This is a genomic window from Flavobacterium sp. T12S277 (genome assembly GCF_048514875.1).
GTDB lineage: Bacteria > Bacteroidota > Bacteroidia > Flavobacteriales > Flavobacteriaceae > Flavobacterium.
In genome coordinates, this window is record NZ_JBLYEG010000001.1 from 512,501 (window position 1) to 530,740 (window position 18,240).

Annotated in this window: 16 protein-coding genes; 14 read left to right on the top strand and 2 right to left on the bottom strand. The window is 38.2% G+C overall.

Going from position 1 to position 18,240, the window contains the following annotated elements; all coding sequences use genetic code 11:
* The first annotated feature begins 30 nt into the window (after nt 1–30).
* The 4 genes from ACN1CN_RS02075 to ACN1CN_RS02090 all read left to right on the top strand — a co-directional run bounded on the left by ACN1CN_RS02075 (nt 31) and on the right by ACN1CN_RS02090 (nt 4,724).
* Nucleotides 31–426, top strand: coding sequence for a winged helix-turn-helix transcriptional regulator (locus ACN1CN_RS02075; RefSeq protein WP_419134482.1), 396 nt, complete (start codon nt 31–33; stop codon nt 424–426).
* Nucleotides 427–567: 141 nt separating this feature from the next.
* Nucleotides 568–1,668, top strand: coding sequence for a hypothetical protein (locus tag ACN1CN_RS02080; RefSeq protein ID WP_419134483.1), 1,101 nt, complete (start codon nt 568–570; stop codon nt 1,666–1,668).
* A 381-nt stretch (nt 1,669–2,049) separates the two neighbouring features.
* Nucleotides 2,050–3,960: a fumarate reductase/succinate dehydrogenase flavoprotein subunit gene (locus tag ACN1CN_RS02085; protein WP_419134484.1), complete on the top strand. Its 1,911-nt coding sequence runs from the start codon at nt 2,050–2,052 to the stop codon at nt 3,958–3,960.
* A gap of 17 nt (nt 3,961–3,977) precedes the next feature.
* On the top strand, nt 3,978–4,724 hold the full coding sequence (locus ACN1CN_RS02090; protein ID WP_419134485.1) for a succinate dehydrogenase/fumarate reductase iron-sulfur subunit: 747 nt from the start codon (nt 3,978–3,980) through the stop codon (nt 4,722–4,724).
* A 216-nt stretch (nt 4,725–4,940) separates the two neighbouring features.
* On the opposite strand, the gene ACN1CN_RS02095 is transcribed toward ACN1CN_RS02090, so the two are convergent.
* Nucleotides 4,941–5,690 carry a 4-hydroxy-tetrahydrodipicolinate reductase gene (locus tag ACN1CN_RS02095; protein WP_419134486.1) on the bottom strand — a complete coding sequence of 250 codons (750 nt, stop codon included), beginning with the start codon at nt 5,688–5,690 and terminating at the stop codon, nt 4,941–4,943.
* Between the two features lie 420 nt (nt 5,691–6,110).
* Between ACN1CN_RS02095 and ACN1CN_RS02100 the strand changes: the two genes are divergently transcribed.
* The 10 genes from ACN1CN_RS02100 to ACN1CN_RS02145 all read left to right on the top strand — a co-directional run bounded on the left by ACN1CN_RS02100 (nt 6,111) and on the right by ACN1CN_RS02145 (nt 15,935).
* On the top strand, nt 6,111–6,461 hold the full coding sequence (locus ACN1CN_RS02100) for a hypothetical protein (RefSeq protein WP_419134487.1): 351 nt from the start codon (nt 6,111–6,113) through the stop codon (nt 6,459–6,461).
* A 299-nt stretch (nt 6,462–6,760) separates the two neighbouring features.
* Nucleotides 6,761–7,456: an ABC transporter ATP-binding protein gene (locus tag ACN1CN_RS02105; RefSeq protein ID WP_291285474.1), complete on the top strand. Its 696-nt coding sequence runs from the start codon at nt 6,761–6,763 to the stop codon at nt 7,454–7,456.
* A gap of 39 nt (nt 7,457–7,495) precedes the next feature.
* Nucleotides 7,496–9,796 carry a TonB-dependent siderophore receptor gene (locus tag ACN1CN_RS02110; RefSeq protein WP_419134488.1) on the top strand — a complete coding sequence of 767 codons (2,301 nt, stop codon included), beginning with the start codon at nt 7,496–7,498 and terminating at the stop codon, nt 9,794–9,796.
* An 8-nt stretch (nt 9,797–9,804) separates the two neighbouring features.
* Complete coding sequence (locus tag ACN1CN_RS02115; RefSeq protein WP_419134489.1) at nt 9,805–11,253, top strand: ABC transporter permease; 1,449 nt, start codon at nt 9,805–9,807, stop codon at nt 11,251–11,253.
* Nucleotide 11,254: 1 nt separating this feature from the next.
* Nucleotides 11,255–12,610, top strand: coding sequence for a DUF3526 domain-containing protein (locus ACN1CN_RS02120; protein WP_419134490.1), 1,356 nt, complete (start codon nt 11,255–11,257; stop codon nt 12,608–12,610).
* A 291-nt stretch (nt 12,611–12,901) separates the two neighbouring features.
* Entirely contained in the window at nt 12,902–13,228 is a 327-nt protein-coding gene (locus ACN1CN_RS02125) for an ArsR/SmtB family transcription factor (protein ID WP_419134491.1), read from the top strand.
* Nucleotides 13,229–13,285: 57 nt separating this feature from the next.
* The gene (locus ACN1CN_RS02130) at nt 13,286–13,750 is read left to right on the top strand and encodes a DUF6428 family protein (protein ID WP_419134492.1); all 465 of its coding nucleotides are present in this window, start codon (nt 13,286–13,288) and stop codon (nt 13,748–13,750) included.
* Between the two features lie 133 nt (nt 13,751–13,883).
* Complete coding sequence (locus ACN1CN_RS02135) at nt 13,884–14,309, top strand: arsenate reductase ArsC (protein ID WP_419134493.1); 426 nt, start codon at nt 13,884–13,886, stop codon at nt 14,307–14,309.
* A gap of 514 nt (nt 14,310–14,823) precedes the next feature.
* Nucleotides 14,824–15,477: a VOC family protein gene (locus tag ACN1CN_RS02140; RefSeq protein WP_419134494.1), complete on the top strand. Its 654-nt coding sequence runs from the start codon at nt 14,824–14,826 to the stop codon at nt 15,475–15,477.
* Nucleotides 15,478–15,536: 59 nt separating this feature from the next.
* Nucleotides 15,537–15,935 carry a tautomerase family protein gene (locus ACN1CN_RS02145; protein ID WP_419134495.1) on the top strand — a complete coding sequence of 133 codons (399 nt, stop codon included), beginning with the start codon at nt 15,537–15,539 and terminating at the stop codon, nt 15,933–15,935.
* Nucleotides 15,936–16,036: 101 nt separating this feature from the next.
* Here the strand turns inward: ACN1CN_RS02145 and ACN1CN_RS02150 are convergent, their stop codons facing one another.
* Entirely contained in the window at nt 16,037–18,025 is a 1,989-nt protein-coding gene (locus ACN1CN_RS02150) for a heavy metal translocating P-type ATPase (protein WP_419134496.1), read from the bottom strand.
* Between the last annotated feature and the right edge of the window lie 215 nt (nt 18,026–18,240).

Genomic DNA, 18,240 nt, shown 5'->3' on the forward strand with positions numbered 1-18,240 from the left:
CTATCCTTGAGGATAGTAACAGCATAAAATATGAAAACAAAGAAGGAACTAAACAACGAAATGTGCTCTGCATCAGAGGAATGCCTGGCTGCCTTATTGCCCGTCAGAGATGCTCTGGAAGTTTTAAGCGGCAGATGGAAATTACCTATTTTGATTGCATTATCGAACCGGCCTAAGCGATTCAAAGAAATTTCAAAGGACATCAACGGAATTACAGATAAAATGCTTTCGAAAGAGCTTAAAGATCTCGAGATAAACAAACTGGTAACCCGAACGGTTTATGACACTTTTCCACCAACGGTTGAATATGCCAGAACAGAGCACAGCCACACTTTATACAATGTTATTGGAGCATTACACGAATGGGGATCCTTACACCGAAACAAGATCATCGGAAATTTATATGAGGATACAAAAAGCAATTAACAATTCGGCAAACCCGACAGGTTTTAAAAAAATTTCGGGTTTACGGATTGAAATAAAAATAAAAAAGTAAAACTGTAACATTAGCCAAAAAAAAGTCTCTATAGTATAAAAGCCGTTAAAAATTAACCCAAACACTTTTATATGAGAACTCTAAAACTTGCGACCTTACTCCTTTTCAACCTCTTTTTATTTTCAAAAACAAACGCACAGTCCGTCCAAAATGACAGTATAAAACTGGATTATACCAAAATCTACTCTCTCGCTTTAGATGGGAATCCAAAATCGGCCCTGCCACTACTCGAGCTTGATCCGACTAAAAAAATAGCGGAAAAGGATTTGAAATTCAAAACCAACTTCGAAAGCCGCTTTAAGTTTGAAGAAGACAAAAGCGATTTCCTCGAAACCAGAAAATCAAAAATAGATCAGCTGCTAAAGATTTACAGAGATTACTGGCGTTTCTCTTTCTTAAACAAGGAAAAGAAAACAGATTCACTGATTATAAAAAACGTTTCTAATTTTCTTAAAACGAATTTCCCTGCTGCCAAAAACTTACCGCTCAATGAAGACAGCATCAATGTGTATCAAAAAAAATACATCGCCAGTTTAGGCTATCATACCACAGGATTTGGAAAAACCGGAGGTTTATATGATTTACTGGTTTGGAAAACAGAAAAAGACACCATTTATAAAGTCAATTATGACGGAAAAGAAACCCCAATCAAGATCTTTTTTATGGATGATTTTGTAACGCTGGGCTGGAGCGAATACGCCACTTTGGGACGTTACTATCCTGCAGGCTGGGCCACTAAGGAAGCTTTATTTTGTGTAAAAAAGGCCTATGATCTAAAATCGGAAAATTTCAGAGTGAGCTACATTGGTCACGAAGGCAGACACTTTGCCGATTATAAGTTGTTTCCGAAATTAAAAGGTGTTGGTTCTGCCGATTTAGAATACAGGGGAAAATTAACCGAGTTGTCTCTGTACTCTGAAGAAGGCCTAATAAAACGAGTACAGTTTTTTATCAATACCGGAAACTACGATAGCGATAACGGCCATTCAATAGCGGCTTACTGTGTGATACGAGATCTATCCAGAGTATTCTTCAAAAACGACTTCGAAAAAGACATCAATAAATGGAAAGCAATTCCGGCAACTAAAATAAATGAAGCCGCAGCCAAACTTCTGGTTGAAAATACAAAGGCTTTGGAGAAAATTCCAAATGTCGAAAAACTCATCAAATAGTACTTACAGCAGGTATGAAAAACATTTAACACATAGAAACATAGATTTTAGGCGCAATAAAGAGTGTCGAAAAGAAATACATTTCTTTCACAGAGATTATACGCTGTGTTCAAAATACATCGTTATGCGGTTTATTTTGAGTGAAATACCCTTTACAAGCATTTTGAGCTATGTTTCTATGTGTTAAAAAATAATTGCAGCTAATGGATCAATCTAATAGCTGCAATTTATCTATTAATTCTTATTTTGAATTACACTAAACAGCTCAAATAATAGCGTTTTCTTTACAAAAAACCATTTTTTTATAGTAAATTAGGCCTTCTTAAAATTTAAGTCACTTTATAGACTTGGTGTATAAATTCATTTTAAACTAAAATAGAAATGATTGACTCAAAAATACCCGAAGGACCACTAGCCGATAAATGGAATAACTACAAAGCAAAAGCAAAACTTGTAAACCCTGCCAACAGAAAAAAATTAAACGTTATTGTGGTAGGAACCGGTCTTGCAGGTGCTTCCTGTGCAGCTTCGTTGGCCGAACAAGGTTACAACATACAGTCGTTTTGCTTTCAGGATTCTGCCCGGCGCGCCCATTCTGTTGCGGCACAAGGAGGTGTTAATGCTGCCAAAAACTATAAAAATGATGGCGACAGTACCTTCAGAATGTTTTATGATACCATCAAAGGCGGTGATTTCAGATCCCGCGAAGCCAATGTCTACCGTTTGGCCGAATGCTCAGCACATTTAATCGATCATGCTGTAGCACAAGGCGTTCCTTTTGCCAGAGAATATGCTGGTTACCTAAACAACCGCTCTTTTGGCGGTGTTCAGGTTTCAAGAACTTTTTATGCACGCGGACAAACCGGACAGCAGCTTTTACTAGGGGCTTATCAGGGATTATTACGTCAGGTTTCCTTAGGAAAAGTAACAACACACACCCGTCATGAGATGTTGGAATTAGTTGTTATTGACGGAAAAGCCAAAGGTATTATTGCCCGAAATCTCGAAACAGGAGCTTTAGAGCGTCATGTTGCCGATGCTGTTGTGCTGGCTTCCGGAGGCTACGGAAAAGTATATTATCTTTCTACACTGGCGATGGGCTGTAATAGTTCTGCCATTTGGAGAGCCCATAAAAAAGGCGCTTATATGGCGGGAGTAAGCTGGATTCAGTTTCATCCTACCTCGCTTCCACAACACGGTGCCAATCAGTCTAAACTCACCTTAATGTCTGAGTCTTTGCGAAACGACGGCCGAATCTGGGTGCCTAAAAAAGCAGAAGACGAGCGAAATCCCAATACAATTCCCGAAGAAGAACGCGATTATTATCTGGAACGTCGTTATCCTTCTTTTGGAAATCTCGCACCCCGTGATATTTCCTCCCGGGCTGCAAAAGAGCGAATTGATGCCGGACATGGTGTTGGGCCAATGAAAAATGCCATCTATCTGGACTTCTCCGATGCTATAAAAGCACAGGGAAAAGATAAAATTGAAGCCAAATACAGTAATCTTTTTGCCATGTATGAAAAAATTACCGGAATCAACGCCTACAAAGAACCCATGCTAATCTCCCCCGCTGCTCACTTTACGATGGGCGGACTTTGGGTAGATTATGAATTAATGACCAGTATTCCCGGATTATTTGCTTTGGGAGAAGCCAATTTTGCCGATCACGGTGCCAACAGACTGGGAGCTAATTCCTTGCTTCAGGCTTGTGTAGACGGCTACTTTATTGCTCCTTACACCATTCCTAATTATTTGGCAGGAGAATTAAACGCGCCAAAAGCAACAATCAGCCATCCGGCATTTGACGAAGCCGAAAAAGCCGTAAGGGCACAGTTGGATCGTTTTTTAAACAGCAAAGGCACACTATCTGCCGATCACTTTCATAAAAAAATTGGACGATTGCTCTATGAAAAATGTGGTCTTTCCAGAAGCAAAGAAAAACTCGAAGAAGCCCTTGAGGATATCAAAGCCTTAAAAGTTTCGTTTGAAAAGGACTTATTGATTACAGGAGACGATACTTTAAACAGTGAACTCGAAAAAGCCGGCCGAATTGCCGATTACATCGAGTTGGCCGAACTAATGTGTTACGATGCTTTACAAAGAGAAGAATCCTGCGGCGCCCACTTTCGGGAAGAATTTCAAACTGCCGACGGTGAAGCGGTTCGAAATGATACTGATTTCTGTTATGTTTCGGCCTGGGAATGGAAAGGAGCAGCAAAACCGCCCGAATTGCACAAAGAACCTCTTGTATTTGAATCGGTTGAACTTGCTGTAAGAAGTTATAAATAATCAAAAGTTAAAGCAATATGAAACTATATCTTAAAATATGGCGACAGTCTGATACTTCTGCTAAAGGAAAAATGGTAGATTATGAAATCGATGAAGTTTCAGAACATATGTCATTTCTGGAAATGCTTGATCTTTTAAATGAATCTTTAATTCAGAAAAAAGAACGTGTGATCGAATTTGATCACGATTGCCGGGAAGGAATTTGCGGACAATGTGGTGTTATGATTGACGGAAGAGCGCACGGCCCCTTAAAAAATACCACCACCTGCCAGCTTCATATGAGAAGTTTTAAAGATGGAGATACCATTTATATCGAACCGTTTCGGGCAAAAGCTTTTCCGGTACTGAGAGATTTAAAAATCGACCGCTCTGCTTTTGATGCCATTATTGAATCGGGTGGTTTTATTGGAGTCTCGACCGGTCAGGCGCCTGAAGCTAATACCATTCCGATACCCTACGAAACTGCCGAAGCCTCTTTTGATGCCGCAGCCTGTATTGGTTGTGGTGCCTGCGTAGCCACTTGCAAAAATGCCAGCGCAGCCTTGTTTACAGGAGCCAAAATCACACACCTGGCTTTATTACCACAAGGACAAGTCGAGGCTTCAAAAAGGGTACTGACCATGGTCAACCAAATGGATGCTGAAGGTTTTGGAAACTGCTCAGATACCAGAGCCTGTGAAATCGAATGTCCGCAAGGTATTTCGATTCTCTCCATCGCAAAAATGAATGCCGAATATACCAAAGCTTTAATTTTTAAAAAATAGAACAACAAATGGATTAAACACATAGAAACATGGAATTTCAAACTCGGAAATACCATTTCACAGGTTTACAAACTATGCTAAGGAAATGTATTTCTTTTTCGAAGCCTTTTTGCCCCTACAATGTCTGTGTTTCTATGTGTTATTAAAAAACAAACCCGACCTATAAATTTAAACCCGACAGGTTTCAAAAACCTGTCGGGTTTGTTATATAAAGTATCAAACTGCAAAATAAGGCGTTAAAATGTCTTCAAAATTATACAGTCCTTTGGGTTTACCTTCTAAATTTTCGGCAACAAAGACAACTCCGTTTCCAAATGCCTCCCTCGAAATTGATTCATGAATTAAACGAACCGTCTGATAAGGGAATCCAAATATGACCTCGTGTTTACCGACTATTCCTCCTGCCCTGACCGAATTGATATTGCCTTTATCTACATCCAAGGCTTCTGCAATTTTTACCGCGGTTCCCGAAGTGCCTTCTTTCTTCTTAAAATGTTCTTCGTTTACCTCGATATCCACCCAGGGAGCAATTTTCTTTAAAAATCTAGCCGCAAAAAGCAGGTAATTCACACCAAGCGTAATATTTGGCGACCAAAATACCGTTGTTTTATGAGCCAGTTTCTTTAGTAACTGCAACTCCTTCTCTTTGTAATGAGAAATTGCCGAGATAATCTTGACCTTCCTCTTTGCGGCAATTTCGCCATACGTATAAATACCTTCACTGGAAGAAAAATCAATAATTACATCGACCGGATGTTTGTCCAGTAATTCTTCCATTGTCGTTTTAGAACGTGAGTAAATTAACCCCGGTTCTTTTGAAGGAATACCAAAAAATTCCGAAACTGATCTGTGTTCTAAAACGGTACTTTGTCTTAAAACCCATTCCAGGCAAAATTGATTGTTTTCCAGTAGCACAGAGGCTACTGATTTTCCTGTTTTTCCGAATCCTATTAACCCTATTTTCATAATTTACTTTTTTAGTGAGCAGAACGCCCGTTTATAAAATTGACACTTTTTTGAAGTTCGTGTCAAATCAAAAATTCAATTATTATCTAAGTTGATAATTATCCTCTTCTAGTAAAAATAGAGATTATATAACAAGATCACTAGCCATAACGGACATAAGTAACAATAAATAAACATATTAACAGGAATAATACTATGTAAATTTGTATTTTTGAAGATGCAAATGCGTTTTTTGAACAATTATTTGAAGAAGATTACTTTAGCCGTGTTTTTAAACATAATCAGACGGCAGAATTTGTTCTTCAATAAAATAACCGACAATTTTAATGCATTTTTAAATAAGATATCTATATTTGCAACAACGTTGCGTTAGTTTAAAAGCTATAAAGTCCGCTAAAAACAGGACTTTATCCATCAAGAATGAAAAAGAAAATTGTATTAATTAATTTCTTTATGTCTGTAACAGTATTGTTTGCAATGCTGTTACAGACGCTGCATTCTTACGAGCACGTTTACAAACAGCTTACGAGCAAACATTGCGACCATACTTATGTTGACGGGCAAAAGCAAATTACGCACAGCCATACTGCTGATACCAATTGCCAAATTTGCCACTTTGCGTTTAGCACCTTTATTCCGGATAGCTTTCAATCTTACTCCCTATTTAAAGCAAGTATTGAAACGTTCTGCGCATTCTTTTACGTAAAAACTACTGCTGTATTTTTCAGAGGCAGTCTTTTTGCGCTCAGAGCTCCACCAGTAATTCGTTAGTTTACTGCGTTTTTACCCGAAAAAATAACAATACCACTTGCTTGTCTTTTTTAAAGTCAGGCAAAACGCATTTGTAGTTTTATCTGTGGCCATTTGCAATAGAATGGCGTCCGATAAAACTCGTAAGCCTATTCCCGCTTATCCAATACAACTATTTTTTCGGTTTCAATCCTCGTAAACACCACTCCCCTTACTTTCTTCATCGTTAAAGATGCCTCAGCTGTAAACCAGCAGGCTGGACTTTGGCTATGATTGACAGTAAGGATTCCTAATAAAAATCATCCAAATACATAAAAACTATGCTTATAGCTGAAAATCTGACAAAGAAATATGGCGATCATATTGCTTTAAACAAACTGAATTTAACCATTAAAGAAGGTGAAATCTTTGCTTTACTCGGACAAAACGGTGCCGGAAAAACAACCACCATCAATTTGTTTTTAGGTTTTATTGCTCCAACAGACGGAGAACTCAAAATCAACGACATCTCGGTCATTACGAATGCGCAGGAAACCAAAAAGTATGTCGCTTACATCCCGGAAACAGTGATGTTGTATCCAAATCTTACCGGTTTAGAGAACTTAAAGTTCTTCTCCTCTCTGGCAGGATTCAAATATTCAGCGGGTGAACTCACCTATTTTCTTTCAAAAGCAGGGCTGCAGCTTAAGGCACACCATCAGCACCTGGGCGGTTACTCGAAAGGAATGCGTCAAAAAGTGGGAATTGCCATTGCCATCGCCAAAAAAGCCAAGGTTCTTTTACTGGACGAGCCTACTAGTGGTTTAGACCCTAAAGCTTCTAATGAGTTTTCTCAAATATTAAAAGAGCTTTCTGCCGATGGAACGGCCATACTGATGGCAACACATGATATTTTCAGAGCAAGAGAAGTTGCCTCTCATATTGGCATTATGAGACAGGGAAATCTCGTTACAGTTATCGAAGCCGATAAAATCTCGGCAAATGAACTGGAAGATTTGTATTTACAAACTGTATAAAAGGAAATTACATTTTTCCAATCCAATCCAATCCAAAAAATGAAACATTTTATTCTCTCACTGTTTTTAGTAATCCTTACTCAGTTGGCACAATCGCAAACTGTTAATAAAAAAATATCCGATACTATCCCTAAAGATTCTTTACGAATCAAAGCCGGGCACACCGAATTGCAAACGGTTGAAATCATAGGCCGTTCGACCAAAAAATACAATAGTGATTATTCTTTTGCAGCAACAAAAACGGCTGCCCTCAACAAAGATATTCCACAATCTATAGCAACGATCACCAAAGAACTCATTGCAGATAAAGGCGCCATTTACTTGGCTGATGCTGTCAAGATGGCCAGTGGCGTTATTCCGGCAAGTTATTACAACCAATATACCATTCGTGGAATCAGTCAAAATGAAGAAGGTCAAATTATCAACGGTATGCGAACGCATCAACATTACTTTTTACAGCCTTTAACGACCAATATTGAACGGGTAGAAGTGATTAAAGGGCCTTCGAGTGCTACATTCTCTTCTGTCGATCCGGGCGGAAGCATCAATCTGGTTACTAAAAAACCGCTGGCTGTCGACCGAAAAGAGATAAGCCTGAGTGCAGGAAGTTTTAGCACATTGCGCGGAACTTTAGATTTTACCGGTCCGTTGAACGAATCAAAAACCCTTTTGTACCGCGTAAACGGTACGTATCAGGAAGCCAAATCGTTTCGGGATCTGGTTCGTAACAAATCCTTTTTGATTTCGCCTTCCTTCAGCTACATTCCGAATGAAAAAACAGCCATTAATACCGAATTGATTCTGAGCAACATGACCGGAGTTCTGGATCGCGGACAGCCCATTTTTGGGGCCGTTGCGGGAGTTACCAGTCTGAACAAAACTCCGATTAGCTTAAATTTAGGCGCTCCAAGTGATTACTACAAATCAAAAGAAATGATTTTGATGACGAATTTTGCTCATAAATTCAACTCTAAAATAGGTTTTAATGCTTCTTATATGAAACAAACCTGGACAGAAGATCTTCAGGAACACAGAAGTACAAATGCTTTTGCGGTCGACATGAACAATAAACCTGTCAGCAGTCTGGCCATGATGCAGTTTGTACAGCGTCAGCAATATTGGGACGTTGATAATCTGAGTGCTTATTTGAACTTTGATGTAAATACCGGAAAAGTCAAACATAAATTGTTAGCGGGTTACGATTTAAACAGTTGGAACAAAACTAAAGGTGGCGGACAAAATGCTGCCAGAGGTTATGTATTGAAAGACGGAACAGTAGCCCCTTCATTTGTGGCTGCCAATGCCGCCAATTACCAAACCATGACAGTCGACGGGATAGTTGTACCCAAACCAAATGTAAATTATTTTAATCTGAACAACCCTTCTTATACCCTAACAAGTCCTGACGATTATACACTCAATGTCCGTACGGCATTACCACCAGCATTAACTACTACTAACGCGATTTACATTCAGGATCAGCTGCAATGGGAAAGATTTACCGTTTTACTGGGTTTGCGACAAGAATGGTTTAAAGACATTACCAATTACAAATCCAACAACGAACTAACTGTAAAGAAATCGGCTTTGCTTCCTCGTATTGGAGTGACTTATGCTGTAAACAATCAGATTAATGTTTATACGACTTATCTTGAAGGTTACCAGCCACAGTCGAATACGGTGTCTTTGATGCCTCAAACAGGAAGTCTGCCGGCGGGAAGTTTGTTTGATCCGCTGAAAAGCAACCTGAAAGAAGTTGGACTAAAAGCTACTTTCTTTAACAATTCAGTGAGTTTCAACGCTGCTCTTTACGAAATCAACCAGCGCAATATTCTAATGAATGCCAATGATCCTGTAAATCCCGATTTACTAGTGACCAGAGGTGCTGAAAGAAGTCGCGGTTTTGAATGTGATGTAGCAGGTTTTATTACGGAAGACTGGCAAATAAATGCCTCTTACAGTTATATCGATGCTGAAATTACCAATGATCGTGACCCTTTATTAATTGGGGCCCGAAAACAAAATACACCAAAAAACAGCGCCAATTTGTGGACACGCTACAATTTCAATTCAGATTCGGCCCTAAAAGATCTGGGTGTTGGTTTCGGAATGCAATATCAAAGCAGCAAAGTACCTTGGTTTACAAGAGCTTTTACACTGCCTGATTTTACCGTTTTTGATGCGGCTTTGTACTACAAACCCAACAAAAGCAATATGCAGATTGCCCTGAATGCAGGTAATTTATTCAATAAAACCTACTGGCTGGGTGCCCAGAATTATTTAAGGCTATTTCCCGGAGCTCCGCGAAATTTTACTCTTACTGTAACTTACAAATTTTAAACGGTATCATGTCATTACACATCGAAATTTTAATTGCAAGACATCTAAAAAATGCTGTTTTTAAAAATACAGCAGTCTATATCATCACGCTCTTTATTGGTATTCTATTGCTTTATGCTGCTTTTTCGGGTTGGGAAAATTACAACAACCAAAATCAGACCAGTGAAAAATACCAGCATGAATCACGCGAAGACTGGCTCAACAATCCCGACAAAAACCCACACCGAATGGCGCATTACGGAAATTTTGCCTTTCGAAAAAGTACTCCTTTGAGTGTTTTTGAATTTGGAATGGAGCCTTTTTTCGGGAATGCTATATTTCTGGAAGCGCACAAACAAAATAGTGCCAATTTCTCTGAAGCAGGATTTTCCAACAGTATGCTTCGTTTTGGAGAAATCAGCATTGCCATGGTTTTGCAAATTTTACTGCCTTTACTAATTTTTTTCTTAGGATTTAATGCGGTCGCAGCCGAAAGAGAAAACGGAACTCTAAAATTGCTTTTAAGTCAGGGAATCAGCTGGAAACAGCTCCTAACCGGAAAGATAATAGGAATTGTAAATGTAATCCTGTTGCTTTTTGTTCCCACCATACTGGTTCTTGTATTGGTATGGCTGCTGTTACAGGATTTTACCATTTCAGCAGATGAAGCCATCAAAATGCTGTTGTTTATTCTCTTTCATTTTATTTACCTGATCTTCTTTTGCGTAATTGCTGTTTTGATTTCTGCTTCAAGCAAAACGTCAAAGAAAGCATTGATTTCTTTAATCGGAATCTGGCTGGTACTTACTATTATTTTACCCCGAACTACTCAGGCAATTGGAGCATATCTTTACGAAGCGCCCTCGAAAATACAATTCAACAGTGCGATCGAGAAAGATATCCTCAAGCAAGGTGATAGCCATAATCCAAACGATTTGCATTACAAAGCCATTAAAGATTCCTTACTGAGCGTTTACAAAGTCGATTCGGTACAAAAACTGCCTTTTAATTATTCGGGATTTATCATGACCGAAGGAGAGAAAATCAGTTCGCGCATTTACAACAAACACCTGGAAGACCTTTTAAAAATCTACGATCAGCAAAATAGTTTCTCTAAAACCGTTTCGTTCCTGAATCCGTACATCGCGATCCGAAACCTGTCGATGGGCTTATCCAATACCGATTATGGTTCTTATGTCGATTTTCAGAAACAAGCAGAGAGTTATCGCTATACCATGGCGCAAAAAATGAATGCTTTGCAGGTTAAATACATCAGTAATAAAAAGCCGGGACCAAACGACAAACCTTTATCCATCAGCAAAGAACACTGGGCTGATCTGGAAGAATTTCATTATGAGCCAAAAGAAGTCCCGGCCATTTTAAAGTCTGAAATCCTCTCTGTAGTCTCTATTTTTCTCTGGATTATCCTGCTTTTTGCTCTCCTGCGAATGGCAGCTAAAAACCTTAAAGCCCTCTAATATGTTAGCATTACTTTTTAAAAATTTCATACGCTCAAAAGGTACCAAAATTGGATTGGTTTTCCTGTTGCTCATCGGATTCATAAGTCTTTTAATTGGACAGCAATTCCAACAAAAACAGCAAAATAATATTGCCGAAGCTGCACTGTACCAAAAAGAGCACATTGCGCGAAATGCTGCTTTTCACAAAGACGAAATGGGATTGCTGCTCTATTACATCAAATTTTCACTGATCAATAAAACATTGCCTGTTAACAGTCTCGCGATTGGTCAGCGCGATGTAAATCCGTCGATTCAAAGCGTTACGATTCGGGGTTTGGAAGCTCAGAAATACGACGCAGAGCTTCATAATCCGAACAATCTGTTATCCGGTAACATCGATTTTAGTTTTGTGCTGATTTACCTTTTCCCCCTTTTGATTATCGCATTCTCTTACAATCTGGTTTCAGAAGAAAAAGAAAGCGGAACCTGGAAAATTGTGTCTACACAAAGTGAAAATACATTTTTATACATTCTGAAGCTGTTTTACATCCGAATTTTAAGTCTGATCGCATTATTGACTCTTTTACTTCTTTTAGCCGTTTTGATCTTAGGGATTCCATTTGATGCGGCGCTCCTCACCTTTTACGTACTGGGTGTTTTATACCTTTTGTTTTGGTTTGCAGCCTGCTTTTTTATTGTTTCTCTTCAAAAGAATTCAAATTTCAATGCCGTTATTTTACTCACGATCTGGCTGTTCCTCATTATCGTTCTGCCGGCAGTAATCAATACATATATCGTGAATAAATATCCGATTCCCGAGGCTTTGGAGTTAACGGTAAAACAACGCAATGCTTATCATGAAAAATGGGATATGGATAAGAAAATTACAATGGATAAATTTTACCAACATTATCCGCAATTCAAACGTTATCCGTTGCCAAATACGGAGTTTAACTGGCTTTGGTATTACGCCATGCAACAGGCGGGTGACGACGATTCGGTACAGCAATCTCAGGAACTGCAATCCAAATTAGAACAGCGCAACAAAGCAAGTCAGTTTATCGCACAGTTCCTTCCTACTTTGCATGCACAGCTTCAACTGAATGAAATTGCAAAATCTGATTTAGGAAACCAGCTTTTATTTTTGAAGGAAACCAACCATTTTCATGAAAAAATGAGATTGTATTTTTATCCAAAAATATTTGATAATGCCCCGGTGGTTAAGGAAAATTGGTCGAAGTTTAAAGTAGAAACTTTTACAGACCCTTCTCCAATTCATTATACGAGAGCTTTTTTGCCTTTATTGCTTTTCAATCTGTTATTAGTCGGTTTGGGCTGGATGAATTTCAAAAACAACAGAAAAAAAACCTTTTAAAGGGGATTGTCTCAACTTCAAAATATTATTTTAACACATAGAAACATAGTTCAATAAAGCAGAACAAGGCGTTTGACTTCAAATAAAATGTCCCGATGCATCGGGACGAAAGAAATGTATTTCTCTTTTGTATGCTCTTTAGCGATACAATCTATGTTTCTATGTGTTTCATAATTTTAGCATTCCAACTTCGGAATCAATATTTTAATTTCTGATATTTAAAAATTATAAAATAGATGCTTTGATTTTAGAATTAATATCGTAATATTGCAATATTATATTTAAAATCACATGGGAGCTTCTAAAACGGAACATTTTACCGACAAACAAAATCAGATCGCTACTATCGCCAAAGCATTGGGACACCCGGCGAGAATTGCTATTATTGAATATTTGCTTAAAGTAAATGAATGTATTTGCGGAGATATTGTAAATGAATTGCCACTCGCACAGCCTACCGTTTCACAACACCTGAAAGAACTAAAAAATGCAGGACTTATCAAGGGAAGCATTGAAGGAAATGCAATCTGTTACTGTATCAACGAAGAAACTTTTGATCTTCTAAATACCTATTTTTCCGCTATTATTACGGTTACAAAAAATCAAAAATGTTGTTAAAGGCTTTTTTTAGCTATCTATATCGCAATATTGCATTATAACTATAAAACAAAAAAGATGAAACTATCAGACATTAAAAACGTTTTGCCTACTCTTGAAAATGTAGCATTTCAACTAGAAAACGGAACTTTTGTTCCGGAGCATTTTCACGTTACTGAAGTGGGAATGATTACCAAGAATTTTATTGATTGCGGCGGTGTAATTCGTCAGGAAAAAAGTGTAAACTTCCAACTTTGGAATGCAGATGATTTCGAACATCGCTTGAAACCCGGCAAATTATTACACATCATTAAGCTTTCAAAGGAGCAGCTTAATATCGAAGACCTGAATGTAGAAGTCGAATACCAAAACGAAACTATAGGTCGATACGATTTAGAGTTTAATGGCAATCATTTTGTATTGAAAAATAAGGTCACAGCTTGTCTGGCAAAGGATGCATGCGGAATTCCATCACCATCCGGCTTTATCGAACTAAACAAAGACAAAGCAAATTCCTGCTCACCAAATTCAGGTTGCTGTTAAGCTATGAGTACTTTTTTTCTTAAATACAAAAAACCAATTATAATCACTACAGCTGTTATTGTACTGCAACTGATTTATGGCTTTGAACCTAAATTTTGCATTATCAATATCATTTGGTTACTCGTTTAAAATTATGACAAAAAATATTCTCGTGCTTTGCACAGGAAATAGCTGCCGAAGTCAGATTGCTGAAGGCTATTTACGCTATTTTCTAGGCAACAAAGCCCATGTTTACAGCGCCGGTATTGAAACTCACGGCGTAAATCCCAGAGCCATCGCTACTATGAAAGAAGACGGTATCGATATTGCAAAACATACCTCTAATCATATAGATGAGTATCAAAACATTGTTTTTGATGTTGTACTAACGGTTTGTGATAATGCCAAGGAACAATGTCCTTTCTTTCCTTCAAACGCATTAAAATTGCATCACAATTTTCCGGATCCCGCCAAAGCAACAGGAACAGAAGAAGAAATTATGCAGGAGTTTCGCACCGTGAGACAAATGATCAAAGAGTATTGTAGTGCGTTTGCAAAAACAATCAGTACAGATTATTAAACACAAATCTATGTTTCTATAGGGTAAAATTCAGCTTTCCAATCATTGGAACCTTCATCTTAACACATAGAAACATAGTTATAAATGCTGAAAAAGACGTTTCACTTCAAATAAAACTCATACTGCTATGCGGAAGAAATGTGTTTCTCTTTTGTATTCTATTTTAGTGGTACAATCTATGTTTCTATGTGTTTAGTAATTTTAGCATCCCAATCATCGGAACCTTTATCTTAACACATAGAAACATAGTATAAAATGCCGAAAAAGACGTTTCACTTCAAATAAAACACAGAACACTATGAGAAAGAAATGTGTTTCTCTTTTGTATCCTCTTTTAGTGATACAATCTATGTCTCTATGTGTTTAAAAAAATTACTACTACACTACTTCTCATCATAATTTGTTATTCCTTCATCGAAGCATAAAATGATGCGACGAGGAGAATACAGTCATCCTTTTTTAAATTTGTTTGAAACGAAAAGAAGCTCCTGCCTCTTTATAAAAGACTATCATCATGAAATTACAACACCTTCAAATTCAAACAAACGATATTCACCAAACAGCAGCATTCTACCAAAATATTCTCCATCTCCCCATCCTGAAAAAAGATTCCAACTCGATTAGCATTCAGGCAGGTGAATCGGTTTTAAAGTTTATCGAAAATCCGCAATTTGATTCTATCTATCATTTTGCTTTCAATATTCCCAAAAACAAACTACAAGAAGCAATTGAATGGACCACAAACCAACTGGATTTAATTGTTATCGAAGATGCGAATGTAATCGCCAATTTTGAGAGCTGGAATGCCAACGCTGTTTATTTTTATGATAACAATGGCAATATACTGGAATTCATTGCCCGATATGACCTCGACAATGCTCAAACGGAGTCCTTTAGCCCTAAATCGATACTAAACATTAGTGAAATTGGAATCGTCAACGAACATCCTTTAGATTTAGCAAACCAGTTAGTAATCCAACACGATTTGGAACTCTTCAGTAAAAATGACAATAGCGAACTCTTTGCTGCCGTTGGAAACGATGAAGGACTGCTCATTATCGTACGTCCGGGCCGAAACTGGTATCCTACTCAAACACCTTCTGAAAGCAATTCAACCGAAGTTCGCATAGAAAATAACGAAGCTCAGATGGACTTGAAGTTTTCCTAAAGATTTGCCGGCTCCTCCTCTATTTTTTTTATTTTTATACAAAACTCAAAATCTAAAAAATGCCATTTGTACGAATCAGTTTGCCTAAGAAGCTTTCATTAGCAACCAAAAACAATATTTCAGAAGCGATTCATCAATCTTTAATCGCAGAATTTCATATTCCAACTGCTGATTATTTTCATGTAATTGAAGAATTAGAACAGCATCAGATAAAATATCCTGAAAGTTATCTCGGTGTTTCACATACTGAAGAAATTGTATATGTTCAGATCACCGCAGGACAAGGTCGGACAGTAGAACAAAAAAGAAAATTGTACCACCAAATTGCTACGAGAATTGCTGCAACAACAGAGATTCTAATTAATAATGTGATTATTGTTTTAGTAGAAAATAACGGTCTGGAAAACTGGTCTTTTGGTAACGGAGAAATTCAGGAACCAACACATTTAAAAAAATAAGTCTTTATTGCACAGTCTTTATATCGCTCTGGTCATTCCGGATGCGAATAAAGCAAAAAAACAAAACCGTTTCAGCTTGGTACTGAAACGGTTTCTTTATCTTAAAATTTCATCTTCTGAATCCTCACGGCATTCAATATGGCCAGCAAAGCTACGCCAACATCCGCAAAAACGGCTTCCCACATCGTTGCCAGTCCGCCAGCGCCTAAAATGAGCACAAAAGCTTTAACAACAAAGGCCAGCGTAATATTCTGCCAGACAATTTTCTTGGTTTGTTTCCCAATGTTTATCGCCATAGGAATCTTACTCGGTTTATCGTCCTGAATCACAACATCGGCGGTTTCGATCGTGGCATCACTTCCTAAACCTCCCATCGCAATGCCGACGGTGCTTAAAGCAATTACCGGAGCATCATTTACACCATCGCCCACAAAGGCTACAGTCTCATTTTTGGCCTTAATTTCGTTTAGTTTATTCACTTTATCTTCGGGTAGCAAATCGCCAAAAGCATTTGTAATTCCCAAGGTATTCGCAACAAACTGCACTACATTGGTTTTGTCACCACTCAGCATGGTTACTTTAACGCCTAACTCTTTTAGCTTCGTTACAGCTTCTTGGGCATCTGCTTTGATTTCATCGGCAATCGTTAAATAACCGGCAAACTTTTTATCGTAAGCAATGGCAATAGTCGTGTAAACAACCGCATTGGGGTCAACATCGTAATTGATATTGAATTTATCCATCAATTTGAAATTCCCTACGTGCAGTTCTTTTCCGTTTATCTCTGCTTTTAAGCCGTGCCCGGAAATCTCTTCCACATTTTTCAATACTATTGAAGCGTCAATTTGCCCCACATGATTGTGGATCGCCGTAGCAACAGGATGCGTACTCTGACTTTCCAGTACATTTACGAGTTTTAAAATTTCGTCTTTATCAAAACCTTCCTGAATGATCACTTCCTGAACTTTAAAGACACCCTCGGTCATGGTACCTGTTTTGTCCATCACCACATTCTGAATGGTTGAAATACTGTCTAAAAAGTTACTTCCTTTAAACAGGATTCCGTTTTTACTCGCAGCTCCAATTCCGCCAAAATACCCCAACGGAATACTAATCACTAAGGCACATGGACATGAAATTACCAGAAAAACCAAGGCTCTGTACAACCACTCGCTAAACACATAGTTGGAGACAAAAAGCATGGGCAGCAAACAAATGGCTATGGCCAGATAAACTACAATTGGCGTATAAATTTTGGCAAATTTGCGAATAAACAACTCAGCCGGAGCTTTTTTAGTAACGGCATTTTGTACCATTTCTAAAATCTTAGACAATTTACTGTCGTTGTACGCTGCTGTAACTTTTACCAATACAATGGTACTTCCGTTAATCATTCCGGCCAAAACAGCTTCTCCTTTTACTTTTGTATCGGGTTTGCTTTCGCCCGTAAGCGCTGCGGTGTTAAAGGAAGCCGAATCTGAAAGCAATTCGCCATCCAGCCCCAGTTTTTCTCCCGCTTTCAGTTGAACTATCGCTCCAATGGCAACATCGGCAGCTTTGACTTTGGTAGAAATATTGTTTTCCAGCACATTCACCTCATCCGGACGCTGGTCCAACAGGCTCTTAATATTTGATTTGGCACGACTGACTGCCAATCCCTGAAAGTTCTCTCCAATGGTATAAAACAGCATCACAGCAACGCCTTCCGGATATTCTCCGATGGCAAATGCTCCCAGAGTCGCAATACTCATCAGGAAAAACTCTGAAAAAACATCCCCTTTTCTAATGCTTTCAAAGGCTTCTTTTAAAACAGGAAACCCAACTGGCAAATAAGCGATAATGTACCAGGCAATTCTAACATAACCTGAAAACCAGTTTTGTTCAAAATAGTTATCAAATCCAATTCCGATCAGCAGCAAACCAAAGGAAATAAGGGCCGGCAAAAACATTTTAAACAAACTGCTGTCGCCACTATTACCGTGATCGTGTCCGTCATCATCAGAATGAACCGGTTCGTCGTGTGCACAGCTGCAGGACGGTTGGTTTGTTTTTTTCTTTTTAATCTTTTCTTCTTTATGTAGATGTTCCATGAGAAATTTAAAGTTTTAGGTTTCAAAGTTTCAAGTTTAAACTTTGTTTCAATAATGTTCTAAATTTACGGATTTTGTCTTAATAGTTTTTAGGTACCACAAATTAATCTCGCAAAGGCAGAGAAAAGAGATTTCAGATTTTTGATTAACGATTTTTGATTTCTGATTTGCTGTTACCCAAAAGCCTAACTGCCGACTTTATACGGTTTCAATAT